This window comes from Pseudomonas sp. ADAK18, assembly GCF_012935695.1.
Lineage (GTDB): Bacteria > Pseudomonadota > Gammaproteobacteria > Pseudomonadales > Pseudomonadaceae > Aquipseudomonas.
Window position 1 is genome coordinate 2209506 of record NZ_CP052859.1, and the last position, 21583, is coordinate 2231088.

General features: G+C 60.4%; 21 protein-coding genes. 7 read left to right on the top strand and 14 right to left on the bottom strand.

Annotated features, from left to right (window positions below; translation table 11 throughout):
* Positions 1-149 precede the first annotated feature (149 nt).
* Positions 150-515, bottom strand: a complete 366-nt coding sequence (locus tag HKK55_RS10025; protein WP_169354507.1) for a histone-like nucleoid-structuring protein, MvaT/MvaU family — start codon at positions 513-515, stop codon at positions 150-152.
* A gap of 198 nt (positions 516-713) precedes the next feature.
* Positions 714-2255 (bottom strand): EAL domain-containing protein, encoded by a 1542-nt coding sequence (locus HKK55_RS10030; protein ID WP_169354508.1) that lies wholly within the window; start codon positions 2253-2255, stop codon positions 714-716.
* Between the two features lie 499 nt (positions 2256-2754).
* Here HKK55_RS10030 and hppD point away from each other — a divergent pair, with 499 nt between their 5' ends.
* Positions 2755-3831, top strand: a complete 1077-nt coding sequence (gene hppD / locus HKK55_RS10035; RefSeq protein ID WP_169354509.1) for a 4-hydroxyphenylpyruvate dioxygenase — start codon at positions 2755-2757, stop codon at positions 3829-3831.
* 66 nt (positions 3832-3897) lie between these two features.
* Here the strand turns inward: hppD and rarD are convergent, their stop codons facing one another.
* Entirely contained in the window at positions 3898-4779 is an 882-nt protein-coding gene (gene rarD, locus HKK55_RS10040; RefSeq protein ID WP_169354510.1) for an EamA family transporter RarD, read from the bottom strand.
* Between the two features lie 133 nt (positions 4780-4912).
* Here rarD and HKK55_RS10045 point away from each other — a divergent pair, with 133 nt between their 5' ends.
* Positions 4913-5386 carry an Lrp/AsnC family transcriptional regulator gene (locus HKK55_RS10045; protein ID WP_169354511.1) on the top strand — a complete coding sequence of 158 codons (474 nt, stop codon included), beginning with the start codon at positions 4913-4915 and terminating at the stop codon, positions 5384-5386.
* Positions 5387-5566: 180 nt separating this feature from the next.
* Here HKK55_RS10045 and HKK55_RS10050 read toward each other — a convergent pair whose 3' ends face one another.
* The 5 genes from HKK55_RS10050 to HKK55_RS10070 form a co-directional block, all read right to left on the bottom strand.
* On the bottom strand, positions 5567-6574 hold the full coding sequence (locus HKK55_RS10050; RefSeq protein WP_169354512.1) for an aldo/keto reductase: 1008 nt from the start codon (positions 6572-6574) through the stop codon (positions 5567-5569).
* Positions 6575-6708: 134 nt separating this feature from the next.
* Positions 6709-7323: a hypothetical protein gene (locus HKK55_RS10055; RefSeq protein ID WP_169354513.1), complete on the bottom strand. Its 615-nt coding sequence runs from the start codon at positions 7321-7323 to the stop codon at positions 6709-6711.
* On the bottom strand, positions 7313-7912 hold the full coding sequence (locus HKK55_RS10060) for a hypothetical protein (protein WP_169354514.1): 600 nt from the start codon (positions 7910-7912) through the stop codon (positions 7313-7315). Before HKK55_RS10060 ends, HKK55_RS10055 begins: the two co-directional genes overlap by 11 nt.
* Positions 7913-7979: 67 nt before the next feature.
* The gene (locus HKK55_RS10065) at positions 7980-9089 is read right to left on the bottom strand and encodes a hypothetical protein (RefSeq protein WP_169354515.1); all 1110 of its coding nucleotides are present in this window, start codon (positions 9087-9089) and stop codon (positions 7980-7982) included.
* Between the two features lie 58 nt (positions 9090-9147).
* Positions 9148-10047: a LysR family transcriptional regulator gene (locus HKK55_RS10070; protein WP_169354516.1), complete on the bottom strand. Its 900-nt coding sequence runs from the start codon at positions 10045-10047 to the stop codon at positions 9148-9150.
* 100 nt (positions 10048-10147) lie between these two features.
* Between HKK55_RS10070 and HKK55_RS10075 the strand changes: the two genes are divergently transcribed.
* Complete coding sequence (locus tag HKK55_RS10075) at positions 10148-10852, top strand: SDR family oxidoreductase (RefSeq protein WP_169354517.1); 705 nt, start codon at positions 10148-10150, stop codon at positions 10850-10852.
* Between the two features lie 129 nt (positions 10853-10981).
* On the opposite strand, the gene HKK55_RS10080 is transcribed toward HKK55_RS10075, so the two are convergent.
* Positions 10982-12292 carry an MFS transporter gene (locus tag HKK55_RS10080; protein WP_169354518.1) on the bottom strand — a complete coding sequence of 437 codons (1311 nt, stop codon included), beginning with the start codon at positions 12290-12292 and terminating at the stop codon, positions 10982-10984.
* Between the two features lie 159 nt (positions 12293-12451).
* Between HKK55_RS10080 and HKK55_RS10085 the strand changes: the two genes are divergently transcribed.
* Together HKK55_RS10085 and HKK55_RS10090 are read left to right on the top strand one after the other, a co-directional pair.
* A complete protein-coding gene (locus tag HKK55_RS10085; protein WP_169354519.1) occupies positions 12452-13552 on the top strand; it encodes a sugar diacid recognition domain-containing protein in 1101 nt (366 codons plus the stop codon).
* A 97-nt stretch (positions 13553-13649) separates the two neighbouring features.
* The gene (locus HKK55_RS10090; RefSeq protein ID WP_169354520.1) at positions 13650-14792 is read left to right on the top strand and encodes a glycerate kinase; all 1143 of its coding nucleotides are present in this window, start codon (positions 13650-13652) and stop codon (positions 14790-14792) included.
* Here HKK55_RS10090 and HKK55_RS10095 read toward each other — a convergent pair.
* The 5 genes from HKK55_RS10095 to HKK55_RS10115 form a co-directional block, all read right to left on the bottom strand.
* Entirely contained in the window at positions 14789-15901 is a 1113-nt protein-coding gene (locus tag HKK55_RS10095) for a class II histone deacetylase (RefSeq protein WP_169354521.1), read from the bottom strand. The two genes, HKK55_RS10090 and HKK55_RS10095, sit on opposite strands and share 4 nt — an antisense overlap.
* 30 nt (positions 15902-15931) lie before the next feature.
* Positions 15932-17095: an MFS transporter gene (locus HKK55_RS10100; protein WP_169354522.1), complete on the bottom strand. Its 1164-nt coding sequence runs from the start codon at positions 17093-17095 to the stop codon at positions 15932-15934.
* Positions 17096-17117: 22 nt separating this feature from the next.
* On the bottom strand, positions 17118-17993 hold the full coding sequence (locus HKK55_RS10105; RefSeq protein ID WP_169354523.1) for a transporter: 876 nt from the start codon (positions 17991-17993) through the stop codon (positions 17118-17120).
* 127 nt (positions 17994-18120) lie between these two features.
* Positions 18121-19092, bottom strand: coding sequence for a helix-turn-helix transcriptional regulator (locus tag HKK55_RS10110; RefSeq protein ID WP_169354524.1), 972 nt, complete (start codon positions 19090-19092; stop codon positions 18121-18123).
* A gap of 472 nt (positions 19093-19564) precedes the next feature.
* Positions 19565-19837 carry a DUF2790 domain-containing protein gene (locus tag HKK55_RS10115; protein WP_169354525.1) on the bottom strand — a complete coding sequence of 91 codons (273 nt, stop codon included), beginning with the start codon at positions 19835-19837 and terminating at the stop codon, positions 19565-19567.
* A 278-nt stretch (positions 19838-20115) separates the two neighbouring features.
* Here HKK55_RS10115 and HKK55_RS10120 point away from each other — a divergent pair, with 278 nt between their 5' ends.
* Both HKK55_RS10120 and HKK55_RS10125 read left to right on the top strand, forming a co-directional pair.
* The gene (locus tag HKK55_RS10120; protein ID WP_169354526.1) at positions 20116-20628 is read left to right on the top strand and encodes a sigma-70 family RNA polymerase sigma factor; all 513 of its coding nucleotides are present in this window, start codon (positions 20116-20118) and stop codon (positions 20626-20628) included.
* Positions 20625-21569 (top strand): FecR domain-containing protein, encoded by a 945-nt coding sequence (locus HKK55_RS10125; RefSeq protein WP_169354527.1) that lies wholly within the window; start codon positions 20625-20627, stop codon positions 21567-21569. The genes HKK55_RS10120 and HKK55_RS10125 overlap by 4 nt, the downstream gene beginning before the upstream one ends.
* Positions 21570-21583: the final 14 nt, after the last annotated feature.

Genomic DNA, 21583 nt, shown 5'->3' on the forward strand with positions numbered 1-21583 from the left:
TATAAGGCATTAGTGCGAAAGCGCTGACAAGTCGGATTTGTACCAAGTGAAATGTATTTTAAAGTTCACTTTCGAAAACATCCGGGATTCAAATCACGCCCCAAAATAAAAAGCCCCGCGTCTGCGAGGCTTTTATTAGTGCGCTTCTATTAGCCGCGCAGCCAGGAATCTACAGTGGCTGCACCATACTCTTCTTTCCAGGCCTTCAGGCCGCGGTGGTTGCCGCCTTTGGTTTCAATCAGTTCGCCGGTGTGCGGGTTGTGATACACCTTGACCACGCGCGCGCGGCGCGTTTTGGGGGCGGCCGTTACTTGAATGCCGGACTTGCCCGGGTTTGGATCAAGGATGGAAATGATGTCACGCAGGCTCTTGCCGTAGGTTTTCATCAGCCCTTGAAGCTTTTCTTCGAATTCGATTTCTTTCTTCAAACCAGCGTCGTTCTTCAGGGATTCCAGCTGGGCGAGCTGCTCTTGAAGGGCTTTTTCTGCTGCGCGAAATTCGGCGAGTCTGGACAAAATCTTTACTCCAATAGTGTATTTGGCTGATACCAACTGCAAACAAAGCTATAAGCCAAGAGCCTCAACGTGACTCAGTGAAAGTGGCCCTCCTGCCCATTCAGCGCAGGCAGGAAAAATTGTAGTAGTTAATGAGTCACGAGTAAATCATGTCTTTTGTATAAATAACAATATTTCATCCCGGCGCTAGATGGCTATTCAATGGCTGTGCAAAGACTTAATGAAAGCATCAAAGGGCTCGGGGCGACCAAACAGGTAACCTTGCAAAAAGTCCACGCCTTGTGCCGCCAGATACTGGCATTGCTCTTGTGTTTCCACACCTTCTGCGACGATCCCCAAGTCGAGCTTGGCGGACAACTCGATGATGCTGTCCAGTATATGCCGTGATAATGCATCGACACCGATCATTGCGACAAAGCTTTGATCAATCTTCAAGTAGTCAACATTGAAGTTGCGCAAATAGCCTAGGCTGGAGTGGCCGGTGCCAAAGTCATCAATGGCAATCATCACCCCCAGTTCGTGCAGGGACTGGAATAGCTGGTGGGTGACGTCTGTCGGCTCGATCAACTCGCGCTCGGTCAACTCAAGCACCAATATGACCTGGCCTGGTGTGAAGGCCGCGAGAAACGCCCGGCAGTCCTCCACCAACTCCATGTCATGGCAATGACTGGCGGTGATATTGATGCCGATGTGGAAGCCGCTGGTGAAGCGGTCCGCATGGGGTGCCAGGCAGGCAGCGGTCTGGCGCATCAAGGCGCGGGTCATTGGCACGATCAGCCCGGAGTGCTCGGCCAGCGGGATAAACAGATCTGGGCGCACCAGGCCTTCCTTCGGGTGGTTCCAGCGCATCAGTACTTCACAACCGGCCCATTGCAGGCTGTCGCCGCGCACTACCGGTTGAAAATACGGCACGAACTCATTGGCGCCCAACGCCCGTTGCAGTTCGTGAGTGGGTGCGGAGGAGCGCTTTTGCAGCCAGTGAGCGAGGACGCCCGCCAGCCCGCCGAAAAACACCACCAGACTGAACAGCGCCGGATATCGGGCTTCCATGTAGCGCCAGACCTCACCTTCAGGCATACCCGCTTCAACACTGTAGACATAACGCTTGGAGTCGAGACGCTGATGGGCCACGGCAAACACGGGTGGCGCGGTCTGATGGACTTTGCCATCGGCGCCCAGCCAATTGGGCCCCACCTGCAATACAAGGTCGGCATAGCGGCTGATCAAGCGCAGGGCGTTCGTCAGGTGGTAGCCATCAATGGAGGCAAAGGCGCCTTGGTCACCGTCTGTGAGCCGATACACCAGCAAGGCAGTGTCAGGGGTTACCGGATTGCCTTTCATCAGCCACAGTCGGCCGTCGACGTAGTCTTCAGGATTGACCGGTGACACATAGTTGCCGCCAAACAGAGAGCTGCAATAAATCGTTCTCTTCCACGACAGGGTGGTAGCGCGTACGAAGGGGCGGCGCGTAACTTGCTCGCGAAGCGCCAGTTTCGCTGACCTGTCACAGTCCTTGCCAGCCAGTGGCAGGAGGTCTTGAGCGGCGAGGGCGGTGTTATCGAGCATCAGGTCAAACTGGCGCACGGCCTCTTCGGCCGTCTGCGCGGTGCTTTGTTCCAAGGTGCGTTCGGCCTGCAAGTACAGGATGACCACTCCCAGCAGAATCGGCAGCAGAACGCTCAGGGCGGTGATTAGGTAGCGGGTCGTAGGTTTTCGTGGGCCTTTGACGGTCAGTGGCATTTATGCGGCCTGTAGCAGCTAAGGGCAATTGGGCTCTCAAAGGCGGACGGGACAACAAGGCCGTTCAAAAAAGAGTGTGGGTAGTTGCCATGATAGATGGCCCTGAGAGTCTGTGCCCGCTCAGTGACCATGCGGGCGGATGGTCAGCTCGATAAATGCCAGGGTGGTGCGCTGATCCTGCTGGCATGTATCTGTGCAACAAACTCCTTGCGCGGGTCGGGGCAATGGGGATTTGATAAGGAATACGGACAAACGCGGTTACGCTGTGTAGAATCGGTTTACGCATACAAGAATAAGGACTTCCGATTACGGAAGCCTCGTCCCTCCGGGACGCCCGTAAGAGAATGATTCAACCATGAAGCTACTCGGGTCCCCACTCATCTACGGTGACTTCCTCGCCCGCAGCGTGCGGGGTATTTCCTGTGCGCCACCTTCCCACCTCATCCTTGCTGGCAATTAACGATCCGTTAACTACAAAAAGATGATGAGGCGCCAAACCATGGCAGATTTATACGAAAACCCAATGGGCCTGATGGGCTTTGAATTTATTGAATTCGCATCGCCGACGCCGGGTACCCTTGAGCCGATCTTCGAGATCATGGGTTTCACCAAAGTCGCGACCCATCGCTCCAAGAACGTGCACCTGTACCGTCAGGGCGCGATCAACCTGATCCTCAACAACGAACCTAACAGCCTTGCATCGTACTTTGCGGCCGAGCACGGCCCGTCGGTGTGCGGCATGGCGTTCCGGGTCAAGGACTCACAACAGGCCTACAACCGAGCCTTGGAACTGGGTGCCCAGCCGATCCACGTTGAAACCGGTCCGATGGAACTGAATCTGCCGGCCATCAAGGGCATTGGCGGTTCGCCGCTGTACCTGATCGACCGTTTCGGTGAAGGTAACTCGATCTATGACATCGACTTCGTCTACCTGGAAGGCGTTGACCGCAACCCAGTGGGCGCAGGCCTGAAAGTCATCGATCACCTGACCCACAACGTGTATCGCGGGCGGATGGTCTACTGGGCCAACTTCTACGAGAAGCTGTTCAACTTCCGTGAAGCGCGCTACTTCGACATCAAGGGCGAGTACACCGGCCTGACCTCCAAGGCCATGAGCGCCCCGGACGGCATGATCCGTATCCCGTTGAACGAAGAGTCCTCCAAGGGTGCTGGCCAGATCGAGGAGTTCCTGATGCAGTTCAACGGCGAGGGCATCCAGCATGTGGCCTTCCTCACCGATGACCTGATCAAGACCTGGGACGCGTTGAAGAAGATCGGCATGCGTTTCATGACCGCGCCGCCAGACACCTACTACGAAATGCTCGAAGGCCGCCTGCCAAGCCACGGCGAACCCGTAGACCAACTGCAAGCGCGGGGCATTTTGCTGGACGGTTCCTCGGTGGCCGGCGACAAGCGCCTGCTGCTGCAGATCTTCTCGGAAACCCTGATGGGGCCGGTGTTCTTCGAGTTCATCCAGCGCAAGGGGGATGATGGTTTCGGCGAAGGCAACTTCAAGGCGCTGTTCGAGTCCATCGAGCGCGACCAGGTACGTCGTGGCGTACTGACCGCCGACTGACCGTTGATGCAGCTGTAAAAAAGCCCGGCCGAGGTTTCCCTCGGCCGGGCTTTGTTTTGCCAGCTATCAAGCTTTGCGCTGACGCACCAAGTGTTTGAACCCTTCGAACACCAGCACCATCACCGCCAGCCAGATCGGAATGTAGGTCAGCCATTCTCCCGGACCGATGCTCTCGCCCAGCAACAACGCCACCCCGAGCAGCAACACCGGCTCCACATAACTGAGCAAGCCGAACAGGCTGAAGGCCAACAAGCGGCTGGCAATGATGTAGCACACCAATGCCGAAGCGCTGATCAGGCCCAGCATCGGGATCAGTGCGTACAAGCCTTTGTGGGCATCCAGCACGGCAAAGCCTTGTTCACCGCCTTGCACAAACCATAGGGCCACCGGCAACATCAGCGCCATATCCAGCCAGAGTCCGCCCAGATGGTCTGTGGCCAGGTATTTGCGCAGCACGAAGTAGAGGGGGTAGCCGATGATCACCAGCAATGTGGCCCACGAAAAACCGCCGACCTGATACAGCTCGTTGAGCACGCCGATTGCAGCCAATACCACCGCGATCAGTTGCAGTCGCGACAGTTGCTCGCCATAGACCAGGCGTCCGGTGAGGACCATGGTCAGCGGCAGCAGGAAATAACCCAGGGACACATCCAGGCTGCGGCCGTTAAGCGGTGCCCACATGAACAACCACAGTTGCACGCCCAACAACACCGACGACAACACAATGCCGCCGATCAGCCGTGGCTTGCCTGCCACCAGCCGCACCAGCTCCCGCACGCGTCGCCACTCACCGCTGACAGCCATGAATACGGTCATGCACGGCACCGTCAGTAGCATCCGCCAGCCAAAAATCTCCAAACCGCTCAACGGCGTAAGCAGCGATGTGAAGTAATACATCACGGCAAATAACACCGAGGCCGATACCGATAAAACAACACCTTTAGACACGCAATCCTCGCGAAACCAATTCAAACAAAAGAGGGGGGAATTTCAGGTGGGAATATATTGCTTTTGAGGTGAGACGTTTGCTCTGTTTTACGGCATCTTATGGGAAATTTTCTCACGCCCAAGGTTCGCCAGGATGTCCGCCAACCCACAACCACCCCTCGATGATTTCGACCGGGCGATTCTCAAACACCTGCAGCGCGACAACACCACTGCGCTGCGGGTGATCGGTGAGCAGGTCAACCTGTCGACCGCAGCCGTACAGCGGCGCATCAAACGCATGGAGCAGAGCGGGGCGATCAGCACCAACACGGCGGTGGTGAACCAGGAGGCGGTGGGCAAGCCCATTACGATTCTGGTGGAGGTGCACGCCGAGCGAACCCACATCGAGGACCTCGACGTACTCAAGGCACAGATGTCGATCCCTGAAGTTCAGCAGTGCTATTACGTCACCGGCGATGCGGACTTCATGCTGGTGGTCGTGGTGGAAACCATGAAGACCTATGAAACCTTGGCCCGGCAGTTGTTCTACGAGAACCGTAATATCAAATGGTTCCGCAGCATCGTGGTGATGGACCGGGTCAAGGTGAGCCTGGATGTACCGTTGTAAATGCGTTTCTTGTGGCGATCGGGCTTTTGTGGCGAGGGGGCTTGTCCCCCGTTGGGCTGCGAAGCGGCCCCAATAACCCCACCGCGCTCATTCAGACAGAATGAGGCGACTGGTTTTGGGGCTACTTCGTAGCCCAACGGGGGACAAGCCCCCTCGCCACAAGGGAATGAACTGCGCCCTTTATCGGGCAATTCGCCCCGAAACGAAATGCCCCACGTCATTGAACCCCGGTGTCGACGCGTGCCCTGGCGTCACCAGCGAATCAATGAACGCCTCATCTTCGGCACTGATCTTCACCTCCAGAGCTCCCGTATAAGAATCCCACTGTGCCTCGGTGCGCGGCCCGACAATCGCTGAACTGACCGCCTGGTTATTCAACACCCAGGCAATCGCAAACTCGACTATCCCGACCCCACGGCCCTGGGTGTACTGCTGGATCTGCTGGGCAATGCGCAGCGACTCCATCCGCCATTCGGTTTCCAGAATGCGCTTGTCCTGCCGTGCGGCGCGGCTGCCGGCCTCAGGGGCCACATCCGGCGCGTACTTGCCGCTGAGTACCCCTCGGGCCAACGGGCTGTAAGGCACCACGCCCAGCCCATAGGCAGCGGCGGCGGTGATCTGCTCGACCTCAGCCTGGCGATTGACGATGTTGTACAGCGGCTGGCTGATCACCGGCCGGTCCACCCCCAGGCGCTCGGCCACGCGGATGACTTCGGCGATGCGCCAGCCACGGTAGTTAGACAGGCCCCAGTAACGGATCTTGCCCTGGCGAATCAGGTCGCCAATCGCCGATACCGTCACTTCCAGCGGCGTGTTGTGGTCCTCGCGGTGCAGGTAGTAGATGTCCAGGTAGTCGGTGTCCAGGCGGCGCAGGCTGTCCTCCAATGCGGTGAAAATCCGCTTGCGGCTCAAGCCACTGCGGTTGGGCAAGCCATCCAGGGGGCCGATGCCGACCTTGGATGCCAGCACCCAATCCTGGCGATGGCGGGCGATGGCTTCACCGACGATTTCCTCGGAGCGTCCGCCGGTGTAGACGTCCGCGGTGTCGATGAAGTTGATGCCCTGGTCCCAGGCTTTGTCGATGATGCGCAGGGAGTCCTCGGTGTTGGTCTGTTCGCCAAACATCATGCTGCCCAGGGTCAACGCGCTAACCCTTAAGCCGGACTGACCCAGTGTGCGGTAAATCATGGTGAACACCTCAAAAGGGGAGACGTAGGTTATGCAATACCAGAGAGGAGGGCTCTAGAACAAGCCCCGCGTCAGTGGGGCAGTGTTCTTGATCCGGTAGGCGCCCACGGCCATCGCCAGCGTAGCGCACCGTACTACACGGACCGAACGGGCCTGTTCGGTGCCAGCGGTGAGCCCAGGTCCAGGCAGCGATAGACCGCCTCGGTGACGCGTTGCCGGCGTGTGGGGAACCCGGCTTTCCAGCGCCTGCGCATGATGTACAGCGGCACTGCGCCGAGCAGCCATGCACCGATGCACAGGCCGCTCAGGACGAACCAGGGTGCGCTGTCCGTTCCCGTCAGCGCGCCAATGCAGGCACCCATGACCAACAGGGTAATCAGCAGGGCGGTCAGTGCCAGGATGTAGCGGTGTTCGCTTGCGGGCGGGATGCGTGTCGCGGCATAGGGCTCGGAGGTGCGTTGCCAGGCGAAGTGCGTAACGTAGACAGTATCGTCTTCCAGGTTACGCAGGGCGTATACCCAGCGTTCGCCGGTAGACGTGAGGGGCGTATTCAACACGGCCAGTTCGATGCGGTCGCCTTCGGCCAGGAAGGGCGAGCTCGGGTGCCATGAGGGCTCGCGGGTAAGGAACCACATCGATTGGCCATCGACGTCGAAGCTGTAGGCGTTGCCCCGCTTGTAGAGCGACTTCGCTGCCAGTTTCTTGAGTCGGCCCTCGACCCGCTGGATGTCAGGGAGTTCAGCGGCCATGTGTGTACTCGCCGCAGTATTTTGTCATCACCGATGCCATCAACTGCAAGGTTTGCCGGCGGCTGAAACTCTCCCAGAGCGCGCTGATGGAAAAGGCGATCTGGAACAGTGAGAGCATCAAGGCCGCCGTGGCCAGGGCTGTGATGATGAGGAATGGGAGGTTCCAGGCAGACTCGATCCGCAGCGCCAGAAAGAGCGCGACAGCCCCGATCAAGCCGCTGACAGCCGCCAGCCGCAGTGCGTGGGGCAGCGATTGCCTTATTTTTTTGGTTTTCACCGAAGTAGGCTCGGGGGCGATGGGTTGCTGTACGCCCAAGGGCTGCAACCAGTCAAGCGTGTGCGTGCCGTCATGCATTTCGAAAACCCCGGCCACGACCGGTGTGCGCTGATCGGCCAGTGCCTGCAGAATCTCGGGGGTGGCGTTCTGTTCGCGCAGTCGGGCGTCGATCAGGATGCCGCCGAGGGCAAAGCGCACTCGGCCGGTCTCCATCGACGTAGTGACGGCGACACGGAAGTGGTCGAGCGGGCCTTCGAGGACCTTGATCGCGCGTGCGCGACGGTCCCGTGCGATGGGAATCAGTTCTTTCATGGTTCCAACGGCCTTCGCCGAAGCGAGTCCATTCGATGGGGGCGTCACGCCAGTGTTGCCCATGAAATCACTCATAGCCGTTGCCCTTGCAATGAAACTGTTTGTCGATGGGCCACTTGCCGACAGGGGGCAGGGAGCGCTCTTTCAGTTTGAAATGGGTCCAGTTTTTTTCCCAGTCCCAGCCTGGGATTTGCGGCGTGGGGAGGTGCATGCTCCAGGCTTCGTCATCCAGGACCAGATAGAGGTTGTCACCGTTGAGATAGGCCAGGCGGCCTCCGAATCCGGTTGGGCTTCGGGTTTGCCATGTCTTGCCGGCGTCGGCCGAGTAGAGCAACTGGGTCCGGCCGCCGCCGCCTCCTGCATAGACGCCGGATATGTCGTTTCGCCACGGCGCAAGCAGATAACGGGTGTTGGCGGCGTCGACGACGAGTTGGTCGCTCCTGCCGGAGTACTCGTTGCGGCCCCAGTCTTCGACTCGGGAGCGGATGCCTTGCTGGCGGTCCACGTACATCATCGTGCCGGTGATGCAGAAGTAGGACTGACGCGGTATGAACTCAAAGTAGCGGTTGTCGTCGATCCGGTAGATCACCTGCGGTGCCGCGACCGGGCCTCGGTAGGGCTTGCCATTTTCGGGGGCGTCGCGATCTGCGTTGGGGTTCAGGTCATCCCAGTACCTGAAGTCGAGTGCATCCAGGCGTGGCCACTCCGGGTCCATAGTACCGTCCTGCTTGGTACGCAGCTGCAGCGCCTTGAAGTGAATGACATCGCCATCGAGCCAATACAGAACGAACCCACGGGCTTCGGTGGTCTTCGTGTTCTCGTAGGTGCGCAGGGTGTTCTGTGACTCGAGCCGATACGGCTTGGCGCAACCGGGTTGGGCGCTGCGGATGCTGCTGGCCAACTTGTCCCAATGATCACCTTGCAGGGTGTAGCCGCCCGCAGTAGCCCAATCGATCGCGAGTTTGCGCGACCCCGCCACTTGGTCCACGTAGTAGATGTTGGGTGCGGCGCAGGGGTTAGCCTTGTCCGGCTCTGCGACGAAATAGTGCTTGTCGTCGATCTGATTGATGATGCCGTCGGCACCCGCGAGGGCTGGGGATAGATAGACGTTCTGGTTAGTGCATCCGGCAAGCAGCAGCACAACGGCCAGTGCGGAAAAACAGGTTTTTCTCTTCATTATTTTCTCGCAAGGGCATGACTCGCCGCCGCAGCATATCGGGAGCGCTCAAAAGCGGCTACACCAGTAGTTCCGCACAGCGCATCTGTAAAAAACGATGCAGGACTTTGACCCGCTCTGACACTTGCAGGCGATGGGGGCACATCAGGTTGAAAGGCGCGGGTTCACCTTGCCAATCGCCGAACAGCGGGATCAGCCGCCCGGCCTTGATATCCCGGGCCACATCCAGCCTGGCCTTGTAGGCAATGCCATGGCCGGCCAAGGCCCAACGCCGGACGACTTCTCCGTCATCGCACAGGTAATCACCCTTGATCTCGACCTCCTGAAGCACGCCGTCACGGCGAAAGTGCCACGTATTATTGGCCTGGCCCTGGCGCATATAACGCAGCGTGCTGTGCCGGGCCAACTCCAACGGTTCTTGTGGTGTGCCGTGACGCGCCAGGTAGTCAGGGCTGGCGCAGGCAACACGTTGGTGCTCGGGCACCACGGGCAACGCCACCAGGCTGGAGTCCCGTGGCACGCCGAAACGCAGGGCGATATCGACGGTGTCGCGGAACAGGTCGGCATTGCTGTCGTTGAGCAGCAACTGCAGGCGAATGTTCGGGTGTTCGGCCTTGAAGTCATCCAGCCAGGCCAGCAGCACATTGCGCCCGAAATCAGAGGGCGCCGCCAATTGCAGTAAACCGCTCAGGCCCTGGCTTTGCTGCTTGAGGGCCTGTTCGCCTTCCGCCAGCGTGGCCAGGGCCAGGCGGACGCTGTCCAGGTAGCGCCGGCCTTCTTCGGTCAGGCGCATGCTGCGTGTGGAGCGGGCCAGCAGCCGAATGCCCAGGCGGGTTTCCAGGCGCTTGAGGGCAATGCTGGCGGCGGCCGGAGTCAAGTTAAGGCTGCGAGCGGCGGCGGACAGGCTGCCGCTGTCGGCGGTGCGCACAAAGACTTCAAGATCGAGGATTGAACTCATTTGTAAAAATCCTTTAAAGATCTTGTCGTTTTACCGGGATTTTTCACCGATTGCCAAGCGAGGAAGATAAATGCTCATTTTCCAGGACGAGGTAGTTCCCATGGCATCCCCCTTAAACGGCAAGACGGTCATCGTGATTGGCGGCAGCAGCGGCATTGGAGCGGCCGTCGCCAGGGAGGCCACAGCTCGTGGCGCCCACGTGGTATTGGCCGGGCGGCGTTTGTCCTCGACGGTCGAGCATGGGGTGCGCAGCGAGCCGGTCGACGTGACCGACAGCGCGTCCCTACAACGTCTCTTCGAAAGCGTGGGGCGCTTTGATCACCTGGTCTACACCGCCGGCCCTGCAGTGCAGGCCAAGACGTTGATCGAGACCGACTTGAACGAAGCCCAGGCTAATTTCAATGTGAAACTCTGGGGTGCGTTGCGGGCGATTCAACAGGCACTCCCGTTCCTGGATGAGCAGGGCAGTATCAGCCTGACGTCGGGGCAGTTGGGGCGCAAAACCATTGCCGGGCAGTTCATCAAGACTGGCATCAATGCGGCCACCGAAGCCCTGGGCAAGCAGTTGGCCAAGGAACTGGCGCCACGGCGGGTCAATGTGATCAGCCCGGGGGTGATTGATACTGAGGCGTATGCAGGGTTGTCCGAGGAACAACGGTTGGCGATGTTTGCCAAGGCCGGTGGGGCGCTGCCAGTGGGGCGTGTGGGGCAGGCCGAAGAAGTGGCTGCCGGGTATGTGTTGGCCATGGAGAATGGCTTTATCACCGGCAGCGTGATTGATATCGACGGGGGTGGTTTGCTGTAACGCCGATCTTCCCTATTTACACAATCAAATGTGGGAGCTGGCTTGCCTGCGATAGCGGCAGTCCAGCCGCTACTGTGCTGACTGAACCACCGCTATCGCGGGCAAGCCCGGCTCCCACATTGATCTCATTTACACCTTTAGGGTCCGCGTCATCCGCAACGCCAACACACTCCCGGCGACAATCACCGCCGCCAGCAGGTACAGCGCCAAATCGGTCGACCCGGTAGCGTCCTTCACAAAACCGACGATATACGGGCTCAGGAAGCCTGCCATCTGGCCCATGGAGTTGATCAACGCCAGGCCACCCGCAGCAGCACCGGCGCTGAGCATGGCGGTCGGCACCGGCCAGAACATTGGCAGGCCGGTGAGGGCGCCCATGGTGGCGATGGTCAGCCCGAGGATGGCGATGGCCGGAGTGGTGGCGAAGTTCACCGCGATGATCAGGCCGATGGCGCCCATCAACATCGGTACCACCAAATGCCAGCGACGTTCCTTACGCAGGTCGGCGGAGCGGCCCACCAACAACATGAACACCGCCGCCAGCAGGTACGGAATCGCGCTGAGCCAGCCAATCACCAGGTTATCGCTGAACCCCATGTTTTTGATGATCGACGGCAGCCAAAAGTTGATGGCGTACACGCCGCTCTGGATGCAGAAATAAATCAGGCCGAAGGCCCAGATAGCGGGGTTCTTGAACACTTCCAGCAAGGAATCACTGGCGGTTTTCGGTTTGTTGGCAAGGTCCGTGGCCTGGTCGGCTTCCAGCACTTCGCGTTCATGGGCGCTGAGCCATTTGGCGTTGGCAAAACTGTCGCTGAGCAGGAAGTAGGCGAGGGCGCCAAGGATTACGGTCGGGATGCCTTGCAGCAGGAACATCCATTGCCAGCCCGCCAGGCCACCTTGGCCCGCCGCGAAGTGGTTGAGGATCCAGCCGGAGAACGGGCTGCCCAGCAAGCCGGAAACCGGAATCGCCGACATGAACAGCGCCATGATCCGTCCACGGCGGAACGTCGGGAACCACTGCGAGAGGTACAGCACCACGCCCGGGAAGAACCCGGCTTCGGCGGCACCGGTGAGCAGGCGCAGGGTGTAGAAATGCGTTGGTGTAGTGACGAACAGCAAGCAGGTGGACAGGGTGCCCCAGACAATCATCATCAGCGCAACCCAGCGCCGTGGACCAAACTTTGTCAACGCCAGGTTGCTCGGCACGCCGCACAGCACGTAGCCGATGAAGAAAATCCCGGCACCGAGGCCGTACACGGTTTCGCTGAACTTCAAGGCGTCGAGCATCTGCAACTTGGCAAAGCCGACGTTGACGCGGTCGAGGTAGTTGAACAAGTAGCAGATGAAAATGAAGGGGATCAGGCGCAGGGTAATGCGCTTGTATACGGCGTTTTTATCGTCATCGGTGGCCTGGGTGACAGCGGCGCTCTGTGACATGGCAGTCTCTCTTTATTATGATTTTTCGCGATGCGAGGGTAACGTTGATCGCCCAACGAGTCTCGGCCACCTTGCGGGGTGATGTCTTTGTGCTTGCGCACAGTGAAGCATCGTTTGCGCTGTGCCTATGAACAACCCGTTTTCAAGGAAATTAGCCCCATGTTTGAGCTGGATCATGACCTGGCGCAGGATATCGTCGATCGCACCATGGCGATCCTGCCCTATAACGTCAACGTCATGGATAGCCAGGGCCTGATTCTCGGCAGTGGCGAACCGGAGCGGATCAACACCCGACATGAAGGCGCGCAACTGGTGCTAGCCAACGGCCGGGTGGTGGAGATCGACGGCCAGACTGCCAAGCATCTCAAGGGCGTGCAACCGGGGATCAACCTGCCGTTGTTGCATGATCAACGCTTGATCGGCGTGCTGGGCATCACCGGTGAGCCGGAGCTGTTGCGTACTTACGCTGAACTGGTGCGCATGACCGCCGAAATGCTGGTCAGCCAGCGCCACCAACAGGCCGAGCAACAATGGCGGCGCCAGCGCTGCGATGATTTGCTGGCGTTGCTGCTGGCCGAGACTGGCGATTCGCCGAGGTTGGTGGACGAGGCGCAGCAGTTGGGCCTCAAGCCGCAACTGCCGCGCACGCCGTACTTGTTTGAGTTGGGCGTCGGCCAGTCGGCGGAGGCCTTGAGCGCGTGGCTGATGCTGCGCTATCCGGACAGTTGGTGCGTCAGTTCTGCACAGTTTTCGTTGTTGTGGTGCCGGCCGGCGTCGGTGCCGGTGGACAATCTGCGGCTGCTGGAGAAGCTCGAGGGCCTGGGCTGGAACATCCTGCGGGTGGCGGTGGGTGGGCAGGCCGATGGGCTGGCGGGACTGCGTCGCTGCTATCGACGGGTCGGCGACTTGCTGGCCTACGGGCGTGATGTACTGCCGCAGTCGCGCTTGCTGACCCTTAACCGCTATCGCCTGCCGGTGATGCTCTGGCGTCATCGCAACGACGATGCCCTGGACGAACTGCTCAACCCATTGCGCAAGGTGTTGGCCAAGGACAGCAACGGCCAATTGCAGGCAACCTTGCGCAGTTGGTGCGAACACGACGGGCAAAGCCAGGCCTGCGCCGATGCCTTGGGCATCCACCGTAACAGCCTGCGCTACCGCATGGAGCGGATTGCCGAGTTGAGCGGGGTCGATCCATTGACCCTGGACGGGATGCTGGCGCTGTACCTGGGCGTACAGCTGTTGCCGCAGGCTTTGTAGAAATGAACAATAAACCCCGTCCGCACTTGTGCAACGGACCGGCGTTATTGCCGATGCCAACTGGCAGCATGGGCGTTATAAAAACCGGAGAACGCCCATGAAAATCATCATCGCCCCCGACTCGTTCAAGGACAGCCTGAGTGCCGAAGGCGTGGCCCAGGCCATTGCCGAAGGGTTGGCGCAGGTCTGGCCCGACGCCGAGCTGATCAAGTGCCCGATGGCGGACGGTGGTGAAGGCACGGTGGAGTCGTTGCTCGCCGCCTGCAACGGCGAACTGCGCAGCCAGCGAGTGCAGGGGCCATTGGGCGGTACGGTTGAAGCACGCTGGGGCTGGTTGGCCGAGAGTGCGACGGCGATTATTGAAATGGCTGAAGCCAGCGGCTTGCAATTGGTGGCTACGGGTAAGCGAGATGCCTGCTCCAGCACGACGTTCGGCACGGGTGAACTGATCCGCGCAGCCCTGGATGCTGGCGCCCAGCGCATCATCCTGGCGATTGGCGGCAGCGCCACCAATGACGGTGGTGCGGGTGCCATGCAGGCCTTGGGTGTGCAATTGCTGGATACCGAGGGCGCGATTCTCCCCAGCGGTGGCCTGGCGCTGGCGAAGCTTAAGCACATCAGTCTTGAGCAAGTGGACCCGCGCCTGGCTCAGGTACGCTTCGAAATCGCCGCCGACGTCAACAATCCACTGTGCGGCCCTCATGGCGCTTCGGCGATTTTCGGCCCACAAAAAGGTGCCAGTCCCCAGCAGGTGGAGCAGTTGGACCAGGCCCTCGGGCATTTTGCCGATCACTGCGCCCTGGTCTTGCCCAGAGACGTGCGCGATGAGCCGGGCAGCGGTGCTGCGGGCGGCCTTGGGTTCGCTGCCAAGGCCTTTCTTGGTGCGCAGTTCCGCCCTGGTGTGGAAGTGGTGGCTGAGCTGGTGGGCCTGGACGCGGCCGTCCGTGGCGCCGACCTGGTGATCACCGGCGAAGGCCGTTTCGACGCCCAGACCTTGCGGGGCAAGACCCCGTTTGGTGTGGCGCGGATTGCCAAACAGCACAACGTCCCAGTGATCGTGATTGCCGGCACCTTGGGCGACGGTTATGAGCAGATGTACGCCCATGGCGTCGACGCTGCCTTTGCCTTGCCATCCGGGCCGATGAGCCTGGAGCAAGCTTGCAGCGACGCGCCACGGTTACTGCGCGAACGGGCTGCCGACATCGCGCGGGTATGGCGACTGGCGGCGCCCAAGGCTTAAGCCAAAAAGCCTTCCGCCAGTTGCTCGATCAACTGGCGCTGAAACCCCAGCAGTGCCTCCTTGGGCTGCTGCAACTGGATAAATTCCAGCATCGGATCATCCACTGCCGTGCGAACCCCGGCCAACTCTTCAATCGTTGCCAGCCCGCAAAACGGCACATAGGCTTCGCTATAACCCCCTTCATGCACCAGCACCAGACGGCCCTGGCACAGCCGTTCGGCGGCTTGGCGCATGGCTCGGGTCATCAGGCGGAACGATTCACTGTGCAGCAACATGCGCGCCAGCGGATCGACGGCGTTGGCATCGTAGCCGCAGGCAACGATGATCAGTTCGGGCTCGAAGCGCTCCAGAGCTGGCAGCACGATACGCTCCATGGCATGCAGGTAAGCGGCGTGACCGCTGCCCGGCGGCAGCGGGATATTGATGTTCGCTCCCAGGCCATCGCCGTGGCCGCGATCCTGTTCGCCGCTGTAGCCCGGCGGAAAGCAGCCGTCCTGATGCAGGGAAATGGTCAGCACGTCACCACGGCTTTCGAAAATCGATTGGGTGCCGTTGCCGTGGTGCACGTCCCAGTCGATCACGGCCACCTTGCCCAACCCATGGCACGCCTTGGCGGCCTCGATGGCGATGGCGATATTGGCCAGGAAACAAAAGCCCATTGCACCATCCGCGAGGCAGTGATGCCCCGGTGGCCGTGACAGCGAATAGGCATTGTCGGCTTGCCCGGTGAGCACTGCGTCCACGGCGGCCATGGTCAGGCCTGCGGAAAGCCGGGCGATGTCGTAGCTGCCCGGGCCGATGGGCGCTTGAGGTCCAAGGTCGCCACCGCCAGCGTCACTCAGGGCCTTGAAACGCTGTAGATACTTGGCGCTATGGACCCGCAGCAAATCCTCTTCGCTGGCCGCAATCGCGCTGTGCTGAAGCAGATGGCGACTTAATCCAGACACGTCCAGCAGGCTTTTCAGGCGCCGCTTGGTTTCCGGTGATTCGGCATGCCCGGTGCCCGCAGGCGGCTGCACCCAACCGCCTACGGGCAGGGTCAAGACATGGGCGCCGGCGCTGTGCCAAAGGCTCAATTCATCAAAGAAAAACGCAGTGTTTCGGGTCATCGGAGTCTCCAGTCAGGCAGGAAAAGGGCTTCAGGCTTTGGCGCGGCTACTGAGGATCAGCCCCAGGGACAACAGGGTGATCCCGGCACCGCCGATCAACAGCGGGGCAAACCCACCGCTGACCTCGATCAACCGTCCAGCGACGGCAGGCCCTATGGCCAGCCCGCCGCCAATCATCAGGTTGGAGGCATTCATCAGTTTTCCCGTGGGGTCGAGGTCGGCCAGGCAGGCGAGGATCAGCGGCAGGATGAAGGTCCAAGTGAACTTGAACAGCAGCGCGGCCAGGGCAAACCGCAACAGCGTTGGCTGGCCCAGCAGCAACAGCACGGCACCGGCCATCAGGCCGTAGCCCAGGAACAACAGCAGCAGGCGCGGCAGACGGGTGCCGATCAGCGAGGCGCAACCGGCGCCGACAATGCCCATGACCGTGGCAATGGCGAGGATTTCGCCGCTGTGTTGCGGTGAAATCCCGGCGCTGGCGCTGATGGACCCGATAAAGGTCCAGATGCCGCTTAGGCTGGTGTAGAAGGTCAGGACGCCGAGAATGCCCAGCGCGGCTTTGCCCCGTGAGCCGGGTATCGCCGAAGCCCCGGTTTGATGCGCGACCGGGCTGCCGGCCGGAAAACAGCGGGCCAATGGCAGCAACAGGGTCATCAACCCCGCAAGGATCAGGTAACAGGCGCCCAAGCCGTAGCGTGCGAACAGTCCGGGCAGCACACCCAGGCCAATGGCACCGACCACCAGCTGGCCCATCACCCACAACCCGTACACCCGGCTGGGGTTGGCCGTGGCGGCAGCGCTGGCCAGGCAAATGATCATCAGGGAACCGCCAGCCAGGGCGCTGGCAAAGCGCAAGGCGAGCAGGGTGCTGTAGGTGTCGGCCAGCATCGACAGCAGGTTGGCGGCGATAAACAACACACCGGCGACCAAGGCTGCCTGGCGCCAGTCCACCCGCTTCAGCCACCAGAAGGCGGGCAGGGTGGCGAGGCTCATGGCGCCCAGTTCGGTAGAGAACAGGTCGCCGATGCGTGACGGGCTCAGTTGCCATTGCCCTGCGAGTTGGGCCGCCACCGCCGGCGCGGTCATCAGGATGGTCGGGGTAATGGCGGCAAACAACACGATGGCCGCCAGCAGGCTCCAGGAGGTTGACGTCAGTGAGTGTTGGTCAGGTACGGCGTGAGTCTGAGTGTTCATGTTCAAGCTCCGGGAAGGTGATTCAGAACACATGGACCAAGCGCAAAAGAGCGTCGGTGCCTGAGTAGCCGTTGGACGCCGCGACGTTTTGCGAAAGGCTGAACATCAGTTGGTTCTGCCGGTCGAGCCAGTGCCCGACTTCAAAACCGACCTGGGTGTAGCGCTTGTGGGTGTCGTCGATGCGCTGGTTGTTGATGCGTAACTCGCCGCCATCGGCCTGGATCAGCCGCAGCGCGCCGTAGGTGCTGGGGGTGAAGTCATAGGAGGCAAAGGCTTGCAGGCGATACAGCGGGTCTTGCTTGAGGTTGTTGCCGAAGTAGTCGTCGTTCTTGCCGTAGAGCTGGGCTTCGAGGTTGGCTTCCAGCACCCACTTTTCGCCAAAGCCCTGGGTGTAGTTGTAAACGAAGGTCGCGCCCCAGCGATTGGCGCCGGGCGACACGTCCGGGTTGTTGCTGTGGTATTCACCCACGGGCAGGGTGATCAGCGTCAACAGGCCGCTGTAGGTACGGGACGCCGGGTCGTTGATGAAAAATACGGTGCCGCCGACTTGGGGATCGCCAAATCCGCTCTCGCCGGTATGCCCGCTGGCACCGGGCAAGCGGGCGTTGATGTCGGCAAACGGCAGGATAAATTGCGGGGTACACAAGGTGCCGCACAGGTCCGTGAAAAACACTTGTCGGTAGGCCACGGCGTTGACCTTCAATTCGGCCTTGCCAGTGGTGTCCGCCGGGCCATGGAAATCACCGTCGCGGGTGGCGGGCAGATACAGCACGCCAAGGCTGGTGCCAGGCGGTGCGCCGAAAAAGTCCCGGGCGTTGAGGTCGGCGGCCTGGCTATTCAGGCACAGCAGGGGGCCGCCCAACAGCAAGGTCAGGTTACGCAAGGTTCTGTGCTTCATGGCAAGGCGTCTCGTGTGAATTGTTATTGCGGCGACATCGCCGGTACGCGGCAGCTGGAAAATGGGCAAAGCACGCCCGTGGCCGTCAAAACGACAGCGCAAAAAGAATCAGGGGACGGGTGAGAGGTCAGTCGGGCGGGGCGTGCAACAGGTGCGCGATCCGCGCCTTGTCCTTGACCCCAAGCTTGCTGTAGATGGCGCGAATGTGATGCCGCACGGTGTTGGGCGACAGGCCCAGGTCTCGGGCGACCTCCTTGTAGGTCTTGCCTTCGCCAAACCCCTGGGCGACGTCGTTTTCCCTCGGGCTGAGCTGGGGCAGCCCACGGTTGATCCGCGCGGCCAGCAGGAACTGGTTGCCTACTGCCGACGCCTCGATCTGCACCTGCTTGCCGTCATGGCCGCGCTCATCCAGCGTCACGGGCAGGGTGGGGCCGCTCCACTGTGGCCACTCACTGAGCAACAGGTCGACAAACCCGCCTTCGGCGCACTGCAACACCCCGCGCTGGTCACACACCGCCAAGGCCAGGTTGCGCGGGCTGGTCAGGGTCTCGCGCATGGCCACCAGGGTGCGGATCTGATTCGCCGACACCGCAGCCACCAGATGCAGCATCAGGTTGTTGAGGAGTTGGCAGTCCTGTTCGTTGAACCGTGGTGCATCGGGGCGGCGGTAAAGGGCCAGGTGATCACTGAGGTGGGTGTGAGGGTCGACGTACACCACGCAGAGCAGTTGGCCAATGCCATAGCGCTCGCCCAGCCAGTTCAGCCCCGCACCATTGGCCGGGTCACGCATGTCGACAATCGCCGCCTGGCCTGGCGCCTTGTGGACCAGGCCCACCGTGACATCGACATGACGGATCGATTGCCAGTCCGGCAGGTAGCTCGGTGGCAGGTTGTACAGGTGGCAGCTGTGTTCTTCCGGCAAGCCCTCGATCAACGCGGCGCGGCCCCACCAGGCGCTGTCGAAGGCCATCAGTTGGCTGATCCGTGCCAGGGCGTGCCGGTGGAAGTGCTCTATATCCTGATGCTGCGCCAGGCGCTGCAAATCCAGGGTCAGGGTACTGAAAGCCTGCAACAGGCTGGCGTGATCATCGCGGCGCATGGGGATTCCTCTGTGGGACGTTCTTATTGTTTTCGTCACAGGGTTTTCAGGCCAAACGTTCGATGAACGGGGCAGGGCCTGGTGTGAGTATCGGCGCAGCGGGGGAGGATCGCTATCCTACAGATGCAGGATGTGGTGTGGCGGGGGGCTTCTGTTTACATATCCGTTGCTGCTATTGGTTCAGCCCTTACGGCCAGCCCTTTCAAGGTCTTTGAGAACGCAGCCGTACTTGGAAAGAGAACACTGACCTGTGGCGAGGGGGCTTGCCCCCGTTGGGCTGCGGAGCAGCCCTAAAACCTGCCATCTCGGTCTATCTGAAGAAACTCAGCGATCCTATTGGGGCCGCTTCGCAGCCCAACGGGGGCAAGCCCCCTCGCCACAGGGTCAATGTGCACCTCTAGTGACTGATTTTTCAAAAACCTTGAAAGGCATGGCTCTTACGGCCGTTACCGCAGCAACGGATAAGCCCCCATCAGCCATGCTGACAAGCATCCCCCAACCGCACATAGTCCAACTCATGCCGCACACCATGACTGTCAACGTAGACCATATGCCCCTTGACCGGCCCGCACTCTTTCGATGACTCGCTGCTACCACGCACCACCTTGGCAATGTCCAGGTCCTGGGAAGAGTCATCGGCGTCACTGGCCTGGACAGTAGCGCTGGCGTTGGCTGCAGGCACTTCTCCCTGGGCCATGGCAAGGGTGCTGAACACACTCAGCAGGGCAATGAGCAAGTAACGCATGACAACCTCCATCACCACGCCTGTGGCGGTTTGACTGTGGTTGCCATTCTATAAAGCGGCCACCGAGAGGCTGAACGAGTGCGTGGCAATACTGTTTATCAGCCAAAACGATAAGCACGGTTTCTTATATCTGTTTTGTAGCTATCTCATACTTTTTATTACTTCCAAAGCTGATCATCTCTGCTGCAAAGTCGCCCCTTCGACCCTGAGCTCGTTTTGAGCCAGCACTAATTAGACGATTTTTGAGACCGGTGAGATGTCTCGTAAGGGAGCAAGGCATGGGTGTTCAACAGCCCCCCAGTCACGTGTTGATTGGGCAAATGTTCCAAAAGGATTATCAGTGGTTGTGCGGTTCCGTCAGCCGTACGCTGGGCTGTCATCACAGTGCCCAGGACATCGCTTCGGAAACCTTCCTGCGGGTGTTGTCATTGCCGGACCCGACGGCCATTCGCGAGCCGCGGGCGTTGTTGACCACCATCGCCAGGCGCCTGGTGTACGAAGGCTGGCGCCGGCAGGACCTGGAGCGCGCCTACCTTGAAAGCCTGGCTCATGCGTCTGTGCCGGTGCATCCCTCGCCTGAGGAGCGGGCGCTGGTCATCGAAGCGTTATTGGCGGTAGACCGGTTGTTGGATGGCCTTTCAGCCAAAGCCAAGGCGGCGTTTCTCTACCATCAACTGGACGGTCTGACCTACAGCCAGATTGGCGAACGCTTGCAGGTGTCGACCAGTCGGGTACAGCAATACATGGCCGATGCGTTCAAGCGCTGTTACCAAGTGATGGCTCAGCCATGAGGCTGTCGCGCCCTGATGCTGCGGTGGTGGATGAAGCGGCACTGTGGATGGCCTTGCTGCAGTCGGAGCACGTGACTGACCAGGAGCGCGAGGCGTTCGAGGCGTGGTGCGGGGCTGATATCCGGCATCAACAGGTCATCGATCAAATGAGCGGTGGCTTGAGGTTGTTGCGCACCAGCGCTTTGCACCGGGTGCCAAGCCAAAGCGTCTTGCACAGTGTGAATGCACCCTCGAGCCGACGGCGCTTTGTCGCTGGCAGTCTGGTGGTGGCGCTGGCGGCGGTGGTATTGGGACGCCGCGAGGGCTGGCGATGGTCTTCCGGTGAACTGTACACCGGCACTGGCGAGCGCAAGCAATTCACGTTGGAAGATGGCAGCCTCCTGACGCTGAACGCCCGCAGCCGCGTGACCAACCTGTTCGACGCCCACCAGCGGTTGTTGGAGTTACGCGCGGGGGAGTTATGGGTGGATGTGGCCAAGGACGCGGGCCGGCCCTTTGTGGTGCAGACCGATCATGGCCAGATCCGCGCCCTGGGCACGCAATTTCTGGTACAGCGCGGCGAAGATTCCACCCGTTTGGTGATGCTGCATTCGCGGGTCGAGGTGGTCACCCGCGAGGGTGCCCGGCAAGTGGTTGAGGCTGGCCAGAGCGTGCGCTTCGATGAGCACACGATCCTTGCCGTGGAGCATACCAAAGGCGATGAAAGCGCCTGGACCCAGGGCCGCCTTGAAGTTCATGACCGTACCTTGGCCGAAGTGATCGACAGTCTGGGCAACTATCGCCGGGGGATCCTGCGCCTGAATCCACAGGTGGCCGGGCTGCGCCTGAGCGGTATTTACCCGTTGGACGACACGGATCGCACCTTGCTGTTGCTGCAGCATTCATTGCCGATCCGCGTGACGTACCACAGCGCGTACTGGGTCAGCATCGACCCGCGTTAACCGGGTTATAACCC

What these genes read in the sequence shown, in the direction of transcription:
- HKK55_RS10075 (WP_169354517.1), top strand. Translation starts at nt 10,148, where the DNA reads ATGGCATCCCCCTTAAACGGCAAGACGGTCATCGTGATTGGCGGCAGC.
- HKK55_RS10060 (WP_169354514.1), bottom strand. Translation starts at nt 7,912, where the DNA reads ATGAAAGAACTGATTCCCATCGCACGGGACCGTCGCGCACGCGCGATC.
- HKK55_RS10115 (WP_169354525.1), bottom strand. Translation starts at nt 19,837, where the DNA reads ATGCGTTACTTGCTCATTGCCCTGCTGAGTGTGTTCAGCACCCTTGCC.
- HKK55_RS10090 (WP_169354520.1), top strand. Translation starts at nt 13,650, where the DNA reads ATGAAAATCATCATCGCCCCCGACTCGTTCAAGGACAGCCTGAGTGCC.
- HKK55_RS10080 (WP_169354518.1), bottom strand. Translation starts at nt 12,292, where the DNA reads ATGTCACAGAGCGCCGCTGTCACCCAGGCCACCGATGACGATAAAAAC.
- HKK55_RS10070 (WP_169354516.1), bottom strand. Translation starts at nt 10,047, where the DNA reads ATGAGTTCAATCCTCGATCTTGAAGTCTTTGTGCGCACCGCCGACAGC.
- HKK55_RS10110 (WP_169354524.1), bottom strand. Translation starts at nt 19,092, where the DNA reads ATGCGCCGCGATGATCACGCCAGCCTGTTGCAGGCTTTCAGTACCCTG.
- HKK55_RS10045 (WP_169354511.1), top strand. Translation starts at nt 4,913, where the DNA reads ATGTCCGCCAACCCACAACCACCCCTCGATGATTTCGACCGGGCGATT.
- HKK55_RS10125 (WP_169354527.1), top strand. Translation starts at nt 20,625, where the DNA reads ATGAGGCTGTCGCGCCCTGATGCTGCGGTGGTGGATGAAGCGGCACTG.
- HKK55_RS10050 (WP_169354512.1), bottom strand. Translation starts at nt 6,574, where the DNA reads ATGATTTACCGCACACTGGGTCAGTCCGGCTTAAGGGTTAGCGCGTTG.
- HKK55_RS10100 (WP_169354522.1), bottom strand. Translation starts at nt 17,095, where the DNA reads ATGAACACTCAGACTCACGCCGTACCTGACCAACACTCACTGACGTCA.
- HKK55_RS10085 (WP_169354519.1), top strand. Translation starts at nt 12,452, where the DNA reads ATGTTTGAGCTGGATCATGACCTGGCGCAGGATATCGTCGATCGCACC.
- HKK55_RS10105 (WP_169354523.1), bottom strand. Translation starts at nt 17,993, where the DNA reads ATGAAGCACAGAACCTTGCGTAACCTGACCTTGCTGTTGGGCGGCCCC.
- HKK55_RS10095 (WP_169354521.1), bottom strand. Translation starts at nt 15,901, where the DNA reads ATGACCCGAAACACTGCGTTTTTCTTTGATGAATTGAGCCTTTGGCAC.
- HKK55_RS10030 (WP_169354508.1), bottom strand. Translation starts at nt 2,255, where the DNA reads ATGCCACTGACCGTCAAAGGCCCACGAAAACCTACGACCCGCTACCTA.
- HKK55_RS10120 (WP_169354526.1), top strand. Translation starts at nt 20,116, where the DNA reads ATGGGTGTTCAACAGCCCCCCAGTCACGTGTTGATTGGGCAAATGTTC.
- HKK55_RS10065 (WP_169354515.1), bottom strand. Translation starts at nt 9,089, where the DNA reads ATGAAGAGAAAAACCTGTTTTTCCGCACTGGCCGTTGTGCTGCTGCTT.
- HKK55_RS10055 (WP_169354513.1), bottom strand. Translation starts at nt 7,323, where the DNA reads ATGGCCGCTGAACTCCCTGACATCCAGCGGGTCGAGGGCCGACTCAAG.
- hppD (WP_169354509.1), top strand. Translation starts at nt 2,755, where the DNA reads ATGGCAGATTTATACGAAAACCCAATGGGCCTGATGGGCTTTGAATTT.